Origin of the sequence: Croceicoccus bisphenolivorans (assembly GCF_001634625.1) — a bacterium.
GTDB classification, from domain to species: Bacteria; Pseudomonadota; Alphaproteobacteria; order Sphingomonadales; family Sphingomonadaceae; genus Croceicoccus; species Croceicoccus bisphenolivorans.
On the sequence record NZ_LRSE01000002.1, the window covers coordinates 286,690 to 304,178 of the forward strand.

Annotated in this window: 10 protein-coding genes; 4 read left to right on the top strand and 6 right to left on the bottom strand. The window is 65.5% G+C overall.

Features of this window, described 5'->3' with window-relative positions; all coding sequences use genetic code 11:
• Positions 1–8 precede the first annotated feature (8 nt).
• The 4 genes from A7A77_RS03000 to A7A77_RS03015 all read right to left on the bottom strand — a co-directional run bounded on the left by A7A77_RS03000 (position 9) and on the right by A7A77_RS03015 (position 7,507).
• The gene (locus A7A77_RS03000) at positions 9–599 is read right to left on the bottom strand and encodes an OsmC family protein (protein WP_066553281.1); all 591 of its coding nucleotides are present in this window, start codon (positions 597–599) and stop codon (positions 9–11) included.
• Between the two features lie 152 nt (positions 600–751).
• Positions 752–1,624, bottom strand: a complete 873-nt coding sequence (locus A7A77_RS03005) for a transglutaminase family protein (protein ID WP_066553550.1) — start codon at positions 1,622–1,624, stop codon at positions 752–754.
• A gap of 4 nt (positions 1,625–1,628) precedes the next feature.
• A complete protein-coding gene (locus tag A7A77_RS03010) occupies positions 1,629–4,127 on the bottom strand; it encodes a circularly permuted type 2 ATP-grasp protein (RefSeq protein ID WP_066553283.1) in 2,499 nt (832 codons plus the stop codon).
• A gap of 14 nt (positions 4,128–4,141) precedes the next feature.
• On the bottom strand, positions 4,142–7,507 hold the full coding sequence (locus tag A7A77_RS03015; RefSeq protein ID WP_066553285.1) for a transglutaminase family protein: 3,366 nt from the start codon (positions 7,505–7,507) through the stop codon (positions 4,142–4,144).
• Positions 7,508–7,592: 85 nt separating this feature from the next.
• On the opposite strand from A7A77_RS03015, the gene A7A77_RS03020 reads away from it, so the two are divergent.
• Positions 7,593–11,180 (top strand): hydantoinase B/oxoprolinase family protein, encoded by a 3,588-nt coding sequence (locus A7A77_RS03020; protein WP_066553287.1) that lies wholly within the window; start codon positions 7,593–7,595, stop codon positions 11,178–11,180.
• On the opposite strand, the gene A7A77_RS03025 is transcribed toward A7A77_RS03020, so the two are convergent.
• A complete protein-coding gene (locus tag A7A77_RS03025) occupies positions 11,172–12,053 on the bottom strand; it encodes a LysR family transcriptional regulator (protein ID WP_156500345.1) in 882 nt (293 codons plus the stop codon). The two genes, A7A77_RS03020 and A7A77_RS03025, sit on opposite strands and share 9 nt — an antisense overlap.
• A gap of 79 nt (positions 12,054–12,132) precedes the next feature.
• Between A7A77_RS03025 and A7A77_RS03030 the strand changes: the two genes are divergently transcribed.
• From A7A77_RS03030 to A7A77_RS03040, 3 genes are read left to right on the top strand one after another with little or no spacing between them, the layout of a single operon-like run.
• Positions 12,133–13,296, top strand: a complete 1,164-nt coding sequence (locus tag A7A77_RS03030; RefSeq protein WP_066553294.1) for an isovaleryl-CoA dehydrogenase — start codon at positions 12,133–12,135, stop codon at positions 13,294–13,296.
• Complete coding sequence (locus A7A77_RS03035) at positions 13,293–14,894, top strand: carboxyl transferase domain-containing protein (RefSeq protein ID WP_066553297.1); 1,602 nt, start codon at positions 13,293–13,295, stop codon at positions 14,892–14,894. Before A7A77_RS03030 ends, A7A77_RS03035 begins: the two co-directional genes overlap by 4 nt.
• A gap of 5 nt (positions 14,895–14,899) precedes the next feature.
• Positions 14,900–16,762 carry an acetyl/propionyl/methylcrotonyl-CoA carboxylase subunit alpha gene (locus A7A77_RS03040; RefSeq protein ID WP_066553553.1) on the top strand — a complete coding sequence of 621 codons (1,863 nt, stop codon included), beginning with the start codon at positions 14,900–14,902 and terminating at the stop codon, positions 16,760–16,762.
• 63 nt (positions 16,763–16,825) lie between these two features.
• Here the strand turns inward: A7A77_RS03040 and A7A77_RS03045 are convergent, their stop codons facing one another.
• Positions 16,826–17,485: a TetR/AcrR family transcriptional regulator gene (locus tag A7A77_RS03045; RefSeq protein ID WP_066553299.1), complete on the bottom strand. Its 660-nt coding sequence runs from the start codon at positions 17,483–17,485 to the stop codon at positions 16,826–16,828.
• Positions 17,486–17,489 lie beyond the last annotated feature (4 nt).

Consider the following 17,489-nt stretch of genomic DNA (forward strand, 5'->3'; position numbering starts at 1 on the left):
TAGAGGGCTCAGGCGGCAATCGCCTCGACAGTGACCGGAACGCCGTTGGTCAGCACGTCGAACACGGCGGATCGGGCGACCGACTGGTGCACGATCTTTTCCAGCGTGGCGGCATCGGCGTCACCGTCGATGCGGAAGGTGGCACGCACGCCGGCAAAGCCGTTGCGCACGTTCGGATCGAGGCCGAGAATGCCGCATAGGTCGATGTCGCCTTCGATCGTGCAGTCGACCGCGTTCAGCTTCACCTGGCGCATGGCGGCGATGTTGCCGATGCCGGCGGTCAGGCAGCTGGCGAGCGCGGCCAGCAGCAGCTCGACCGGGGTCGCGGCATTGTCCTTGCCGCACAGGACGGCGGGGTGGTCGCCTTCGACCGTGTGGTCGCCCTCGCGTTCCTGTTCGCCGCAGGCACCGTAGAAGCCGTTCATGGTAACGCGGCTGTGGGTGCCTGCCAGCCACTGGCCGTTGGCGCGGAAAGTGAACTGCGCGATGTCGCGGTTGTCGTCGACAGCGCCGAGCGTTGCGGTGAAGGTCGGCACGTCGACGCCGTTCATGGCGATGCGTTCGGCTTTCGGGGCGGTCTTTTCGATGGTCTGGGTCATTGCATTTACTCCGGGTGAAACAGGGTTGAGAGTTTCGGCGCGAGAGCCTCTTGCCCTTGCGATGACCGGTTTCTGGTCTTCCCGTGTTTCACCCGGATGCCGCGAAGCGCCCGATCATGTTTCAATTGTTGCGGCCCGCGCGCGGGCGGGTTTCAGCCTTCCTCGGCAACGTCGACGGAGAAGGCCATCGTCTGGAACCCCGATCCGGTGAACACACCGTCGATCGGGGCGACATCGGCATAGTCGCGCCCCATCGCGACCACGACATGGCTTTCGCGGGCAAGGCAGTCGTTCGTGGGGTCAAGCCCGATCCAGCCGATCTGCGGCCCGCACCACACCGCGACCCATGCGTGCATAGCATCGGCGCCGACCAGCCGTTCCTGTCCCGGCGGGGGCAGGGTGCGCAGGTATCCGCTGATGTAGGACGCCGGAATGCCATTGCCGCGCAGGGCGACGATCATGACATGGGCGAAATCCTGACACACGCCCGACTTGCTTGCGAATGCCTCTGCCGGGGCGGTCTGGCTGTCGGTCGCGGTGGTGTCATAGGCGAATTCCGCGTGGACCTTGCTGCACAGCGCCTGTGCCGCTTCCAGTACCGGCCGGTTGCCATCGAGCAGCGGCGCGGCCCAGTCGGCGATGGCCGTGTCGGGCACCGCGATGCGCGAACCGAACAGGTAGGGTGCGGGCGATTGCGGCCCCAGCTCCCGCGCCAGCATCGCCGCATCGCGGGTTTCGGCGATCGTGGGGCTGGTTTCTGGCACGGGCGGGGGCGTGACCGCGACGTGCATGGTGTTGTCGACCGTCACTTCCTGCACGCCGCCGCGAAACGACATGGTGGTGACATTGACGACATAGGGGCCAAAGGCATCGGTCCGCTCTGTCGGCAGGGGCGTGATCTGCAGGTTCTGGTCAACCAGTTCCTGCCCCGGCCAGATCACCGGCGTCAGGCGCACGTTCAGGCGGGCAAGCGGCACGCCATTGCCATAGGACAGGCGTGTCTGGTGATGGATGCGATAGATCATCGGTTCAACCGAGGAACGGCGCTCCATCGGCATCGGGCAGCATCTCGCCCAGGAAATAGCGGTTGCCGATCTCGTCCGACAGGTGGTTCAGCCCCTTCATCCACTGGTCCAGCGTGGCCGGTTCCAGCGTGGGGGCGTCGGCCGCCTCCAGCCATGCGCGCAGCGAACGGGCAAGGCGCATCGGCGTTTCGGTCATGCCATCATCCCGCGTGTTCGGCAGCTGCTCCAGATGGGCGATGATCTGGTCGATCTGGAAAGCCAGCCCGCGCGGTTGGGCCGGATCGAGCAGGACCATGTCCAGCACTGGCGCGATAAACGGCATGGCGAGATAGCGGCTACGATAGGCGGCGTGCGCGTCAACGAGATCCAGCAGGGCGGCAAGGTCCTCTGCGCTGGCCTCTCCCGGCACCAGTGCCCGGGTTGCCTGAATGATCATGGATGCCCGCTCTATCCGCAGGCCCATCTGCTGGAAGTGCCATGCCGGGCCGCGGCTCATCGTATCGGCCAGCAACCGGCCCAGCGCGGCAAACCGCTCGACCAGAAGATCGCATGCCGCGCCCAGCGAATCGGCATCGGACCCGCAGGCGGGCAGCGGGCGGTTGACGATGCGCCAGATGTCGTGGGTCAGCCTGTCGCGCAGCAGCAGCGACAGCTTGCGACCCGATGCCAGCAGCGAAGCGACGGAGCCGGGCATGGCCAAGTCGCTCAGTGCGGTTTGCGCGATGTCGGGCGTCAGGCGCTGTTTGCCGGCCTCTGCCGGATAGGCCGCACCCAGCCTTTCGAGCAGTGCCGTGATGCGGTTGGCCGAGGTAGTCGTTCCGGTCGGCTGCGTTGCATGGCCCGTCGCGTGGCCGGTATCGAGCAGGACGCGCACCAGTCGGGTCGTCTGGTTGCCGCGTTCGGCATAGCGGCCGAGCCAGAAGAGGTTGTCGGCGGCCTGGCTGGGCAACACGCCAAGTTGCCGGCTGATCGTCGGCGGATCGAGCGAGGGGGGGTGGGAGTGCCGGTCTGCCCGTACCGGATCGATCACGCAGATGTCGGCGGAGCGTTCGTTTTCGCCAATGAGGGGCGCGCGCAAGTTGCCGTGTTCGGAAATGCGGGCAAAGCCGCCGGGCAGCACGGTCCATTCGCCGGATCCGTCGCGGGCAAGGAAGACACGCATGGTGAAGCCGCGCGCTTCCAGCCGCTGCCCCTCGACCACCGGCGTGGTGGAAATGCGCACGATTTCCTGACCGACATAGTCCATCGGGCGGCGTTCGATGGATCTGACTAGCATCTCCCGCTCTGCAGGGGCCATTTGCGACACGACGCGGGAACGCCCGTCCTCCAGCCCGCCGACCGGCAGGCGAAAGGCGGGGCTGACCACCAGATTGTCGAGATTGCCGAGGACGGAGCCTCGTTCCTTCGGCTGTCCGCACCACCATGTCGCCGCGTTGGGCAGCTTCAGCGGCTCGCCAAGCAACTTGCGGCACAGGGCCGGCAGGAAGGCGGACATGACCCGCGCCTCCACCACGCCCGCGCCGGGCCAGTTCGCCATCACGAGATCGCCGCTGGCACAGGCCTTCAGCAAGTTGGGAACACCGATGCGCGAGCGGGCGTCGAAGGCCAGCGGATCGATGTCGCGCGCGTTGATCCAGCGCCACAGGGCATCAATACGCTTCAGCCCCGCGATGGTGCGGACATAGAGCCGCCCTTCGTTTTCGACGAGGTCGCGCCCTTCCACCAGCGAGAAGCCGAGATGGCGGGCAAGGTGTGCCTGTTCGGGGTAGGACTGGTTGAACCGGCCCGGTGTCAGCAGCCCGATGCGCGGATCGGCACGCTTGCAACTGGAAGCGATACCGTCGCGAAGGCCGTTGAAGAAATCGATGATCCGGCGTGAATTGATGTCGGCCAGCAGGCTGCCGGTCGCGCGGCCCAGCGCTATGCGGTTTTCCAGCGTATAGCCGATGCCAAGCGGCAGGCGAACGCGGTCTGACAGGACACGCCATTCGCCATTGGGACCGCGGGCAAGGTCGATCGCGCAGATTTTCAGATACCGCCCGCCCGTCGGCGGCAGGCCGACCATGCGGCGCGCGAAATCCGCGCTGCCCGATACGGCTGCGGCGGGCAGGTGCCCCTCTGCGATCAGGTTCTGCGCGCCGTAGATATCGGCAACCACCGCTTCGAGCAGGCTTGCACGCTGGATCAGGCCCGCCTCTATCCCGGACCATTCCTGTGCCCCGATCATCACCGGCAACGGAGAGAGCGGCCACGGGCGTTCGTCGACATCGCCCGTCAGGCGGAAGGCAAGGCCGAGGTCGCCGACTTGCCGGTCCATCCATTCCTGTGCCTGCGCGATGCCGCCGGGAAGCCGGGCAATCCCCGCGGCAAAACGCCGCCATGCCTGCGCCACGTCTTCCGGCGCGGAGGCATAGATGTCCGCCGCGCGGCTTTCCGGCGCGTAATAGGCCATCGGATCCGTCGCCGGATCGGGGCCGAATAGATCCTGGTCCACTGTGGCCATCAGGCCGGTTTCCCTTAGTGCAGCCCTGCCGGGCGGCGCAGATCCAGTGTCATCGGAAATTCCCCTCCATGTTCTTCTGCCGGGATATCGACCCGGCCCGGCGTATGCCCGTGGTCCTGAAAGCGCGCCTTGCGGCGGCTCTCGGCCTCGTAACTGTTGACCGGAACATCATCATACGCGCGTCCACCCGGGTGTGCCACATGATAGACACAACCCCCCAGCGAGCGATTGTTCCACGTATCGAAGACATCGAAGGTGAGTGGTGCATCCGCCCCGAGCAATGGATGAAGGCACGACGGCGGCGCCCATGCCTTGTAACGCACGCCGCCCACGGCCTCTCCGGGACGGCCCGTGGGGTGCATGGGTACGCGCCTGCCGTTGCAGCCGATGACGTGGCGGCCGGGAACCAGACCCTTGGCCCGCACCTGCAACCGTTCGGTGCTGGAATCGACGTAGCGTACCGTGCCGCCGATCGCGCCGGTTTCGCCCAGCACGTTCCACGGTTCAAGCGCATGACCCACTTCCAGCACCACGCCGCCGGCTTCGATCGCGCCGTGGGTGGGAAAGCGGAACTGGCGCTGGGCTTCGAACCATTGCGGGTCGAAGTCGTAGCCCGCGTGCCGCAGGTCCGACAGCACTTCGAGGAAATCTGTCCAGCAATGGTGTTCGAGCAGAAACCGGTCATGCAGCGCAGTGCCCCAGCGTACGAGGCTGCCGTCCTGCGGTTCACGCCAGAACCATGCGAGCAATGCGCGGAGCAGGAGTTGCTGCGCCACGCTCATCTTCGCGTCCGGCGGCATTTCGAACCCGCGAAACTCGACAAGGCCGAGGCGCCCCGTCGGACCGTCGGGCGAATAGAGCTTGTCGATGCAGATCTCGGTACGGTGGGTGTTGCCCGTCACGTCGACCAGCATGTTGCGGAACAGGAGGTCCACGACCCACGGGAACCTAGGCGGTTCGCCCGGCGGCGGCACTTGCGCCAGCGCGATTTCCAGCTCGTAAAGACTGTCGTGCCGCGCCTCGTCAATGCGCGGGGCCTGGCTGGTCGGGCCGATGAACAGGCCTGAGAATAGGTAGGACAGCGAGGGGTGCCGCTGCCAGTAGAGCACGAATGACTTCAAGAGGTCCGGACGGCGGATGAAGGGGCTGTCGGGGAAAGTCGCCCCGCCCATGACGAGGTGGTTGCCCCCGCCAGTGCCGACCGAACGCCCGTCGACCATGAACTTGTCCGCCGTGAGCCCGACTTCGCGGGCGTCTTCGTAAAGGCCCTCGGTCACGTCGACCAGTTCGCGCCACGAACCGGTGGGGTGGATGTTCACCTCGATTACGCCGGGATCGGGCGTGACTTTCAGCACTTGCACGCGCGGGTCGGGCGGGGGCGGATAGCCCTCGATCCGCACCGGCATCTGCAGCTTTTCGGCCACGGCCTCGATCTCGGCCACGAGTTCGAGGAAATCCTCCATCGATTCGAGCGGGGGCACGAAGACGGAAAGGTAGGTTCCGCGCGGTTCCACGGTCATCGCGGTGCGAACCGCGCCCGCGATGATTTCCTGTTCCACGCGATCCTGCTGCGCCGCGCCTGCGGTTTCGACCCGTTCGAACCGCTGGTCGCCGCCGCCCGCGGTCATACGCTCCGCATCGTCGCTGCCCTTCCGCGACGCCTGCTGGCGATAGTCGGCCAGCGGGGCTTGCACGTCGGTTTCAACACGCGGGTGGGTATAGGGATAGTCGGACTTGGAAACGTGGGGCAGCGAGCCCAGCGGCAGGCGATAGCCCAGCGCGGAATCGCCGGGCACGGCAGTCAGCTTGCCCTTGCGCACGGTCCACTGTTCGGACTTCCAGCGGGGGCCTTTCGCGGGCTCGGCCTGCCATTTCTGGATCGGCAGGACATAGCCGACGGGCTTCGACAACCCGCGTGTGAAAGTGCGGACGATGCGTTCGCGTTCTTCGGGATCGTCGATCTTGGGGTCGCCCGGTTCGACGTTGATTGGCAGTTCGCCCTCACGCTCGATCCACTTTTCGGGGTCTTCGAACACCGGCTGGACGTAATCGCCCTCGACGCCGAGCTGGCTGGCCGCCTCGGCAAGGAACTGGCCCGCCGATGCGGCGTCCAGCGTCGCTTCGGCATCCTCGTCCGGGTCCATCGCGATCAGGTCGGGATTGGACCAGAGCGGCTTGCCGTCTTTCCGCCAGTAGAGCGTATAGCCCCAGCGCGGCAGGCTTTCGCCCGGGTACCACTTGCCTTGTCCGTGGTGCAGCAGCGCGCCGGGTGCGAACCGCGTGCGCAGCTTGCGGATCAGCTTGTCGGCATATTTCGCCTTCGTCGGTCCGACGGCGTCGCCGTTCCATTCGCCAGCCTCCGGATCGTCGGCGGCGACGAAGGTCGGTTCGCCGCCCATCGTCAACCGGCAGTCCTGCGCGACCAGATCCTCGTCCACCTTGTCGCCCAGCGCCAGCAGCGCTTCCCAGCGGTTGTCGGTGAACGGCTTGGTGATGCGAACCGCTTCGTGCACGCGGTCGACATTCATGGCGAAGCTGAAATCGACCTCGGCCGGTTCGGCCATGCCCGTGATCGGCGCGGCGGAACGGTAGTGCGGCGCGGCGGCGAGCGGAATATGCCCTTCGCCAGCGAAAAGCCCCGATGTCGGGTCCAGCCCGATCCAGCCTGCGCCGGGCACATAGACCTCGCACCATGCGTGAAGGTCGGTGAAGTCGGCTTCCGGTCCCTTCGGTCCTTCCACAGGCTCCACGTCCGCCTTCATCTGGATCAGGTAGCCGGACACGAACCGCGCGGCATAGCCAAGGCGGCGCAGCAGGTTGACCATAAGCCAGCCGGTATCGCGGCACGATCCGGTGCCCAGTGTGAGCGTTTCTTCCGGCGTCTGCACGCCGGCTTCCATGCGCACGACATATCCGATCTTCTGTTCCAGCGCCTGGTTCACCGCGACGAAGAAGTCGATCGTACGGCCCTTCCAGCCGGAAAACTCGTTTACCAGCGTTTCGAACTTGTCGCCCGCCGGTTCGGCGTCGAAATAGGAGGACAGTTCCTCCTTCAGGTCCGCGTCGTAGGAGAAGGGGACTTCCTCTGCGCTTTCCTCTACGAAGCAGTCGAAGGGATTGATCACCGTCAGGTCCGCGATCAGGTCGACCTCTATCGAGAAATGCGTGACGCGTTCGGGAAAGACGATGCGCGCCAGCCAGTTGCCGTGCGGGTCCTGTTGCCAGTTCAGGAAGTGGCCCGCCGGTTCGATCTTCAGCGAATAGTTCGGGATCGCGGTGCGGCTGTGCGGTGCAGGTCGCAATCGTACGACTTGGGCCCCCAGCTGGACCGGGCGGTCGTAGTTGTACCGGGTGGCGTGGTGCAGCGCGGCGCGGATCATGAAACGGAGTAACGCACGAACCGTGCTGCAATGCAACAAATCTCGCGTTTGCGAACGTCACGCCGGTTGTGCCAAGGGGGCAGGCATGGAACGGACAGGCTGGCACTTCTGGATCGACCGGGGCGGGACGTTCACCGATGTGGTGGCGCTGTCGCCCGACGGGGTGATCGAGACGCGCAAGCTCTTGTCCGAACATCCCGAACGCTATCGCGACGCCGCGATACAGGGCATCCGTGACGTATTGGGCGTGGAGGCGGGGGCGGACCTGCCGTCCGGCCGGATCGCGGCGGTGAAGATGGGCACGACGGTGGCCACCAACGCCCTGCTGGAGCGCAAGGGCGAAAAGGTGGCGCTGGTCGTGACGCGCGGGTTTCGCGATGTCCTGCGCATCGGATACCAGAATCGCCCGCGCCTGTTCGACATGCATATCGTCTTGCCCGAAAGGCTTGAGGCCTGTGTGATCGAGGCGGAAGAGCGCGTGGATGCGCAGGGCAATGTCCTGACCGCACTGGATGACGACGCGGTTCGTGCCGATTTGCATGCCGCGCGCGATGCGGGCTGTACCGCAGCGGCAGTCGTGCTGATGCACGGCTATCGTCACACGGCGCACGAGGCGCGCATTGCCGAAATCGCGGGCGAAGTCGGCTTTGCGCAAGTGTCGGCCAGCCACATGGTCAGCCCGGTGATGAAGATCGTCGGGCGCGGGGATACGACACTGGTCGATGCCTACCTCTCGCCGGTGCTGGACCGATACGTTGCCCAGGTCACCGATGCATTGGGGGAGCAGGTTCCGCTGGCGTTCATGCAGTCGAACGGCGGGCTGGCGGGCGCGGCGCAGTTTCGTGGGCGCGATGCAATCCTGTCGGGGCCGGCGGGCGGCATCGTCGGCATGGTCGAGACGGGACGCGAGGCAGGTTTTGACCGGCTGATCGGCTTCGACATGGGCGGCACCAGCACCGACGTGTCGCACTTTGCCGGAGAGCTTGAGCGCGTGAACGAGACAGTGGTCGCGGGCGTGCGGCTGCGCGTGCCGATGCTGTCCATCGACACCATCGCGGCGGGTGGCGGGTCGATCTGCCGCTTCGACGGCACGCGCCTGCGCGTCGGGCCGGAATCGGCAGGCGCGGACCCGGGACCTGCCTGCTATCGCCGGGGCGGGCCGCTGACGGTGACGGACTGCAACGTCATGCTGGGCAAGCTGCGCCCCGATTGCTTCCCCGCGCTGTTCGGGGACGATGGCGACCAGCCGCTCGACGCTGAAGTCGTGCGCGAAAAATTCGCAGAGCTTGCCGAAGAAGTCGCCGCCGCAGGCCTGCCGCGCAAGACGGGCGAGGAACTGGCCGAAGGTTTCCTCGCCATCGCGGTCGACGCCATGGCCAATGCGATCAAGAAGATCTCGGTCGCGCAGGGACACGATGTGTCAACTTACGCGCTGTCGTGCTTCGGCGGGGCAGGCGGGCAGCATGCGTGCCTCGTCGCCGATGCGCTGGGCATGGATACGGTGCTGCTCCACCCGCTGGCGGGGCTGTTGTCGGCCTACGGCATCGGCCTTGCCGACCAGCGGATCGTGAAACAGCAGGCCATCGAACAGCACGTCGACCTTGGCGGACTGGAAGCTGCGGGCGAGGCGATGGCGACCTTGCGCGCAGAGGCCGAAGGCGAGGTCGAAAGCCACGGCTTCGACACCGGCGCGATGCAGGTCAGGCGCAGGCTCATGGTCCGCTATCTCGGCACCGACACCGCGCTGGAGGTCGCATACGGCAGCGAGGCCGAAGTGCGCGCCGAGTTCGAGGCGCTCTACCGCCAGCGCTTCACTTTCGTCTCGAACGCGCCGCTTGTGGTCGAGGCCGCGCAAGTCGAACTGGTCGTGCCGTCCAACCGCCCATCGGCCAGCGTCGGGGCAGAGCACGTGCCGCAAGACGCGCGTAGCGTTCCGGTCTTCGCAGGCGGCGAAGAGCGCGAGGCGAGCCTCATGCCGCGCACGGCGCTTGGCATCGAACAGCCGCTGACCAGCCCCGCGATACTTTACGACGACACTGCAACCATCCTCGTCGAATCCGGCTGGCAGGCCCTGCGCCGCGCATCGGGCGATATCGTGCTGACCCGCGTGACCCCGCGAGAAAACGCCAGTATCGGTACAGCACTCGACCCTGTGCGGCTGGAGATTTTCAACAACCTGTTCATGGCGATTGCCGAACAGATGGGGCAGGCGCTGCAGAACACGGCGCTGTCGGTGAACATCAAGGAGCGGCTCGATTTTTCCTGCGCGCTGTTCGATGGCGAAGGCGCGCTTATCGCCAATGCGCCGCACATGCCGGTGCACCTTGGCTCGATGGGCGACAGCGTCCGCGCGGTGCGGGACAAGGCGCTGGAAACGGGCCGGCTGGCCGACGGCAATGCGTGGCTGGTCAACAACCCCTATTGCGGCGGGACGCACTTGCCCGACCTCACCGTCGTCATGCCGGTGTTTGAGGATGGCGAATGCCGCTTCTGGGTCGCGGCGCGCGGTCACCACGCCGACATCGGCGGCACCACGCCCGGATCGATGCCCCCCGACAGCCGCACGCTGGACGAGGAAGGCGTGCTGTTCGACAGCTTCCTGTTGGTCGAACGCGGCGAGTTGCGCGAGGACGCCTTGCGCGCCGAACTGGCCAAGGGGCCATATCCCGCCCGCGACCCCGACCGCAATGTCGGCGACCTCACCGCCCAGATCGCGGCCTGCGCGCGCGGGGCGGCGGACATTCACCGCATGGTGGGTGAGTTCGGGTTGGACGTGGTCGAGGCATACATGCACCACGTTCAGGCCAATGCAGCCGAAGCGGTGCGACGCGTGCTCGACCGCTTGCCCGACGGCAGCTTCACCTATCCGCTGGACGACGGCACTCAGATCACCGCGACTATCGCCATCGACCGCAGTGCGCGCAGTGCCCGCATCGACTTCACCGGCACCAGCGCGCAGCAGCCCAACAACTTCAACGCGCCACCTGCGATCTGCCGCGCCGCGACGCTTTACGTCATGCGCACGCTCATCGACGAGGATATCCCGATGAACGACGGGTGCCTCTGGCCGGTCGATCTGGTCATTCCCGAAGGCTCGATGCTCGCCCCGCACCATCCCGCAGCGGTAGTCGCGGGCAATGTGGAGACCAGCCAGGTCATCACCGATGCGCTATACGGCGCCTGCGGGGCGCTGGCGGGCGCGCAAGGGACGATGAACAACTTCACTTTTGGCAATGCGCGCTACCAGTATTACGAGACGATCTGCGGCGGATCGGGCGCGGGGCCGGACTTCGACGGAACCAGCGCCGTGCAGACGCACATGACGAACTCTCGCCTGACCGATCCCGAGGTGCTGGAATGGCGCTTTCCCGTGCTTCTGGAGGCGTTCTCTATACGCGAAGGTTCGGGCGGAGCAGGGCGGCAGAGGGGCGGCGACGGCGTCGTGCGGCGCATCCGCTTCCTCGAGGACATGACCGCGACGATCCTGTCGAACCGCCGCGTCGTGCCTCCCTTCGGGCTGAACGGCGGAGCGTCTGGCGCACCCGGCCTCAACCGCGTGGAGCGGGCTGACGGAAGCATGATCGCGGTCCCCTCGACTGGCAGTGTCGAGATGAGGCCCGGCGACGTTTTCGTGATCGAGACACCGGGCGGCGGCGGGTTCGGATCAGCCTGACAGGACTTCCCTCAGCCTGTCGCAGAGCGCGGTAAGAGCTGGCGACCTGCCGATCCGCGCCATCGCCTCGGCATCGCTGATGAGGCCGATGGTCCGCTCCGCCTCGAACGCTTCCAGCCGCGCCAGTGCAATGCCCTCGCGCGCATAGCATCGCGGCACGAGCGTGATGGCCAGTCCGGCCGCGACCAGTTGCAGCGCCCGTTCTTCGTCATCGGTGCGCGATGCCATGAAGGGGCGCACGCCGTGTCCGGTGAAGAACCGGCTCGTTTCGGCCAGCACCTCGCACTGGCGGCGCACCAGCATCGTTTCGCCGGAAAGTTCGGCGGGCGCGACACTGCTGCGCCCCGCAAGATGATGGGTGGCAGGCAGCGCCATGGCATAGTCCTCGTGCCCGATTTCGCGCTCCATCTCTCGCGACGGGGGCACGGGGCCGATCACCGCGTCCAGCCTGCCGCGGTCCAGCCTTTGGAGCAGATCGCGCATGCGCCCGTCCAGCACCTCGATCCGCGCGTCGGGATCGGCCTGTCGGGCTGCCGCTATGCCTGCGCCGACCATTGCGGATGGCAGGGTGGAGGCGATGCCGATCCGCAGCAGCTGCGCCGCCACGTCTCCGCTGCCCACCCGCTCTGCTTCTGCAAAGGCGCGTTCGATGGCGCGGGCATGTTCCACCAGATGCGCGCCCGCGCCGGTCAGTTCCACACGGCGGTTGTCGCGATTGAACAGGGGCGTGCCCATCAGCCGCTCCAGCTTTGCAATTCCGGCGGAAAGCGTGGGCTGGGAAACGTGCATCGTGGTCGCCGCGCGCGAGAAGCTGCCTTGATCGACTACGGCGATGAAATAGCGGACGAGATAGCGTTCTATCATAGATGCCATCTATCATGTGGCCAGCGTCGATTCAATTTTGCCGGATCGCTAGGCTGAATTAGGTGTTGCCCGCCAAGAGAGGATTGCCATGCGAGCTACCCCTGATTTCGATTTCGCCCTGGGCGAAAGCGCTGACATGATTCGCGAAACCGTCGCGCGTTTTGCTGACGAACAGATCATGCCCCTTGCCGAACGCATCGACCGGGACGACTGGTTTCCGCGCGAAGAGCTGTGGCAGCAGATGGGCGAACTGGGCCTGCACGGCGTTACCGTGTCGGAAGATTACGGCGGGCTTGGCCTCGGCTATCTCGATCACCTGATCGCGGTGGAGGAAGTTTCCCGCGCCAGCGCCTCGCTCGGCCTATCCTATGGCGCGCACTCCAACCTGTGCGTCAACCAGATCCATCGCTGGGGCAACGATGCGCAGAAAGCGAAGTACCTGCCCAAGTTGGTGAGCGGCGAACATGTCGGCTCGCTCGCGATGAGCGAGGCGGGTGCCGGCTCCGACGTCGTGTCGATGAAGATGCGTGCCCCGAGGGCCGATGGCGGCTGGGTGCTGAACGGCACGAAGTTCTGGATCACCAACGCACCCTATGCCGATACGCTGGTCGTCTATGCCAAGACCGACCCTGACGCAGGGCCGCGCGGCATCACGACCTTCCTGATCGAGAAGGACTTTGAAGGTTTCTCCATCGGTCAGAAGATCGAGAAGATGGGCATGCGCGGATCGCCCACGTCCGAACTGGTTTTCGACGACTGCTTCGTACCGGATGAAAACGTTATGGCCGGCGTCGGCGAAGGCGTGAAAGTCCTGATGAGCGGGCTGGATTACGAGCGTGTCGTGCTCTCGGGCGTGCAGCTTGGCATCATTCAGGCCTGCCTCGATGTCGTCATCCCCTACTTGCGCGAACGCAAGCAGTTCGGCCGCCCCATCGGCGAATTCCAGCTGATGCAGGCCAAGGTTGCCGACATGTACGTCGGCCTGCAATCGGCGCGCGCCTATTCCTACGCCGTCGCCAAGGCATGCGATGCGGGCCAGACCACGCGGTTCGACGCGGCGGGCGCGATCCTGCTGGCATCGGAGAACGCCTTCCGCGCTGCGGGCGAAGCGGTGCAGGCGCTGGGCGGGGCGGGTTACACCACAGACTGGCCGGTCGAACGCTTTCTGCGTGATGCGAAGCTGCTGGATATCGGTGCGGGTACAAACGAGATCAGGCGGATGCTGATCGGTCGGGAGTTGATGAAAGGATGAGCGCGCCAGTACTGACATCGAAAGTCGACCTGTTCTCGCCAGAGGCGCAGGCCCGGGCGAAGCACAACCGCGCGCTGGCAGAAGAGCTGCGGTCAAAGGTGGCCGAGGCCGCGCATGGCGGGGCGGAGCGGCACCGCGAACGCCATGTCGCGCGCGGCAAGCTGCTGGCCCGCGACAGGGTGGAGCGCCTGCTCGATCCCGGTGCGCCGTTTCTTGAAATCGGCCAGCTGGCCGCGAACGGCATGTACGAAGGCGACGTTCACGGCGCCAGCATCGTTGCGGGGATCGGGCAGGTTTCCGGACGGCAGGTGATGATCGCCGCCAACGATCCCACCGTGAAGGGCGGATCATACTATCCGATGACGGTGAAGAAGCATCTTCGCGCGCAGGAAATCGCGCGGGAGAACCGGCTGCCGTGCATATACCTCGTCGACAGCGGCGGTGCGAACCTGCCCTATCAGGCGGAAGTCTTCCCCGATCGCGAACATTTCGGTCGCATCTTCTATAACCAGGCGCAGATGAGCGGTATGGGCATTCCCCAGATCGCCTGCGTCATGGGCAGCTGCACCGCGGGCGGCGCATACGTTCCGGCGATGAGCGACGAGACGGTGATCGTGCGCGAACAGGGCACCATCTTCCTTGCCGGCCCCCCGCTGGTAAAGGCCGCGACGGGCGAGGAAATCAGCGCCGAGGACCTGGGCGGCGGCGACCTGCACACCCGCAAGTCGGGCGTGGCCGACCATCTGGCCGAAAACGACGAACACGCACTTGCCATCGTGCGCGACATCGTCAGCCACCTTGGCCGGAACGAAGGCGCCGCGATCGACCTGAAAGAGGTGACCCCGCCCAAGTACGACGCGGAAGATCTCTACGCCCTCATCCCAGAGGATGTTCGCGCACCCTATGACGTGCACGAGGTGATCGCGCGCATCGTGGACGGTTCGGAATTCCACGAGTTCAAGCCGCTTTACGGCAATACGCTCGTCACCGGCTTTGCCCATATCCACGGCATGCCGGTCGCCATTCTTGCCAACAACGGCGTGCTGTTTTCGGAAAGCGCGCAAAAGGGTGCGCACTTCATTGAACTGGCCTGCCAGCGCCGCATTCCGCTGCTGTTCCTTCAGAACATCTCCGGTTTCATGGTCGGCGGCAAGTACGAGGCAGAGGGCATCGCCAAGCACGGCGCGAAGCTGGTGACGGCGGTTGCCACGGCGCAAGTGCCGAAAGTGACCGTGCTGATCGGCGGAAGCTTCGGCGCGGGCAACTACGGCATGTGCGGCAGGGCCTATCAGCCCCGCTTCCTGTTCAGCTGGCCCAACAGTCGGATTTCGGTGATGGGCGGGGAACAGGCGGCCAGCGTTCTCGCCACCGTCCACCGCGATGCCGACAAGTGGAGCGATGCGGATGCCGAGGCATTCAAGGCTCCCGTCCGCCAGAAGTATGAGGACGAGGGCAACCCATACTACGCCACGGCGCGACTGTGGGATGACGGGGTGATCGATCCGGCCCAGACGCGCGATGTGCTGGGCCTTGCCTTCCGCGCCGCGCTCGAAGCTCCAATCCCCGATCGTGCGCCCTTCGGCGTGTTCAGGATGTAATGGCCATGATCAAGTCCCTCCTCATCGCGAACCGCGGCGAAATCGCCTGCCGCGTCATCCGCACGGCGCAGGCCATGGGTGTCCGCACGGTGGCGGTCTATTCCGATGCCGATGCGAAATCGCTGCATGTCCGCATGGCGGATGAAGCCGTACACATCGGCCCGTCGCCAGCGGCGGAAAGCTACCTCATCGGCGAAAAGATCATCGCCGCGGCAAAGCAGACCGGGGCGGAGGCGATCCATCCCGGATACGGCTTCCTGTCCGAAAACGCCGCTTTTGCGCAGGCCGTGCTGGATGCCGACCTCGTCTGGGTCGGGCCGAAGCCCGCCAGCATCAACGCCATGGGCCTGAAAGACGCGGCAAAGGCGCTGATGGCAAAGGCCGGCGTTCCGGTTACGCCAGGCTACATGGGTGAAGACCAGTCGGACGAGCGGTTGAAGGCAGAAGCCGATGCCATCGGCTATCCCGTGTTGATCAAAGCGGTCGCCGGCGGCGGCGGCAAGGGTATGCGCAAGGTGGATGCGGAAGGCGATTTCCTCGCCTCGCTCGAATCCTGCCGCCGCGAAGCGCGGGCGAGTTTCGGCAACGATGTTGTCTTGATCGAGAAGTTCATCCTCTCGCCCCGCCATATCGAGGTGCAGGTCTTCGGCGACAGCCACGGCAACGTCGTCCACCTGTTCGAGCGTGACTGCTCGCTCCAGCGCCGCCACCAGAAAGTGATCGAGGAAGCGCCCGCTCCGGGCATGGACCCCGCCACGCGCGAGGCGATCTGCGCCGCTGCGGTAAAGGCCGCGCAGGCTGTCGACTACGAAGGCGCGGGCACGATCGAGTTCATTGCGGATGCGAGCGAGGGGCTGCGCGCCGATCGCACGTGGTTCATGGAAATGAACACCCGCCTGCAGGTCGAACATCCGGTGACAGAGGAAATCACCGGCGTCGATCTTGTCGAATGGCAGCTGCGCGTTGCCAGTGGCGAACCGATCCCGATGAAGCAGGACGAGCTTTCGATTCAGGGGCACGCGATCGAAGTGCGGCTCTATGCCGAAGATCCGGCCAGCGGGTTCCTGCCCAGCACGGGCAGGCTGGATCATCTGTCGTTCGGCGCGGCCGATCGCGTCGAAACCGGTGTGGAGCAGGGCGGGCAGGTCTCGCCGTTCTACGATCCGATGATCGCCAAGGTCATCTGCCACGGCGCCACCCGTGAAGAGGCTATCGACGACCTGATCCTGTCGCTGGACGATACCGAGGTCTGGCCGGTTCGCACGAATGCCGGTTTCCTTGTCCGCGCGCTCGATGCCGCGGATTTCCGCGCTGCCAATCTCGATACCGGCTTCATCGCCCGCCATGGCGACGAACTGGTGCCCGACGGTGTGGCTGGCGAGGCGATCTGGGATACGGCGGCGCAGATTGCCTACGATGGCTATGACGGCAGCGAACTGGACGGTTTCCGCCTCAATGCGCCGGGACGCCACTCGGTCTGGCTGTCGCATCGCGGCGAAGCGCGCAACGTGGACGTCGCCGCGACCGATGAAACCGATGCGACCGGCTATGCCGACGGTGACCATGTCATCGTCTTTGCCAAAGGTGTCGGTTACAGCTTCGACACGGTGATCCGCGGGTCCGGCCACCATTCGGCGCACGACGGCGATATCGTCGCCCCGATGCCCGGCAAGGTTATCGCGGTCGATGTCGTCGAAGGGCAGCAGGTCGAGGAAGGCCAGCGCCTGATGGTGCTCGAAGCCATGAAGATGGAACACGCCCTTCTTGCTCCGTTCGCGGGAACGGTCACGGACCTTTCTGCCACGACCGGCGGTCAGGTCGAAGTGGAATCGCTGCTGGCCCGTATCGAGCCTGCCGAAGAGGGCTGACGCAAGGCAACAGGCGGGTCGAGTCGGGCGAAGGGCGCGCGATTCGTCCCGGTTCGTCCGGCGTCAGGCGATGCCCCGGCGCAGCAATTCGCCCGCCACTTCGACCACTTCGTCCAGCGGGCGATCTTCGTCCAGCACCGCAAACCGCATGCCCAGAAACACGTACATGCCCATGATCGCCCAGGCATGCGCTTCGTCCAAATCCTTGCGGAAGGCCCCGATCTCTCCGCCGCGCGCAAGGCGTTCGGCGATGCGCTCAGCCGTCGATTGGTAATGTTCCATGTAGCTTGCATGGTCGACGAATTCGGCTTCGTCGATAATGCGGTAGACTTCCTTGTGCTCGCGCGCGAAGCGCAGAAAGCCCCGTAGCGCCGCCGTTTCGATCTCCAGCGGCTTCATGTCCGGCTGCACTTCGCGGGCGGAGTGTGTGCGGACCATTTCGCTCATGTCCGATACCAGAGCGCGGAATATCTCGTCCTTGGAATCGAAGTAGGTGTAGAAGCTGCCCAGCGCGATTCCCGCGCGGCGGGTGATGCCGCTGATCGATGCTTCGTGAAAACCCCTGTCACCGAATTCCGCGGCTGCCGCATCGAGCAGCTTGCGCAAAGTGCGCCTGCCGCGTTCGGTGCGCGGTTCCTTGCCCGGATTGGCGGCTCCGGGGCTGGAACCACCGGGTTCCTTTGCGCCTTTTCTGGCCGGACCTGCCGGTGGGGATGTGCTCATGAAG

Excerpts from the sequence above, each read along its gene's own strand:
- A7A77_RS03000 (WP_066553281.1), bottom strand. The coding sequence starts at position 599 with ATGACCCAGACCATCGAAAAGACCGCCCCGAAAGCCGAACGCATCGCC.
- A7A77_RS03005 (WP_066553550.1), bottom strand. The coding sequence starts at position 1,624 with ATGATCTATCGCATCCATCACCAGACACGCCTGTCCTATGGCAATGGC.
- A7A77_RS03010 (WP_066553283.1), bottom strand. The coding sequence starts at position 4,127 with ATGGCCACAGTGGACCAGGATCTATTCGGCCCCGATCCGGCGACGGAT.
- A7A77_RS03015 (WP_066553285.1), bottom strand. The coding sequence starts at position 7,507 with ATGATCCGCGCCGCGCTGCACCACGCCACCCGGTACAACTACGACCGC.
- A7A77_RS03020 (WP_066553287.1), top strand. The coding sequence starts at position 7,593 with ATGGAACGGACAGGCTGGCACTTCTGGATCGACCGGGGCGGGACGTTC.
- A7A77_RS03025 (WP_156500345.1), bottom strand. The coding sequence starts at position 12,053 with ATGGCATCTATGATAGAACGCTATCTCGTCCGCTATTTCATCGCCGTA.
- A7A77_RS03030 (WP_066553294.1), top strand. The coding sequence starts at position 12,133 with ATGCGAGCTACCCCTGATTTCGATTTCGCCCTGGGCGAAAGCGCTGAC.
- A7A77_RS03035 (WP_066553297.1), top strand. The coding sequence starts at position 13,293 with ATGAGCGCGCCAGTACTGACATCGAAAGTCGACCTGTTCTCGCCAGAG.
- A7A77_RS03040 (WP_066553553.1), top strand. The coding sequence starts at position 14,900 with ATGATCAAGTCCCTCCTCATCGCGAACCGCGGCGAAATCGCCTGCCGC.
- A7A77_RS03045 (WP_066553299.1), bottom strand. The coding sequence starts at position 17,485 with ATGAGCACATCCCCACCGGCAGGTCCGGCCAGAAAAGGCGCAAAGGAA.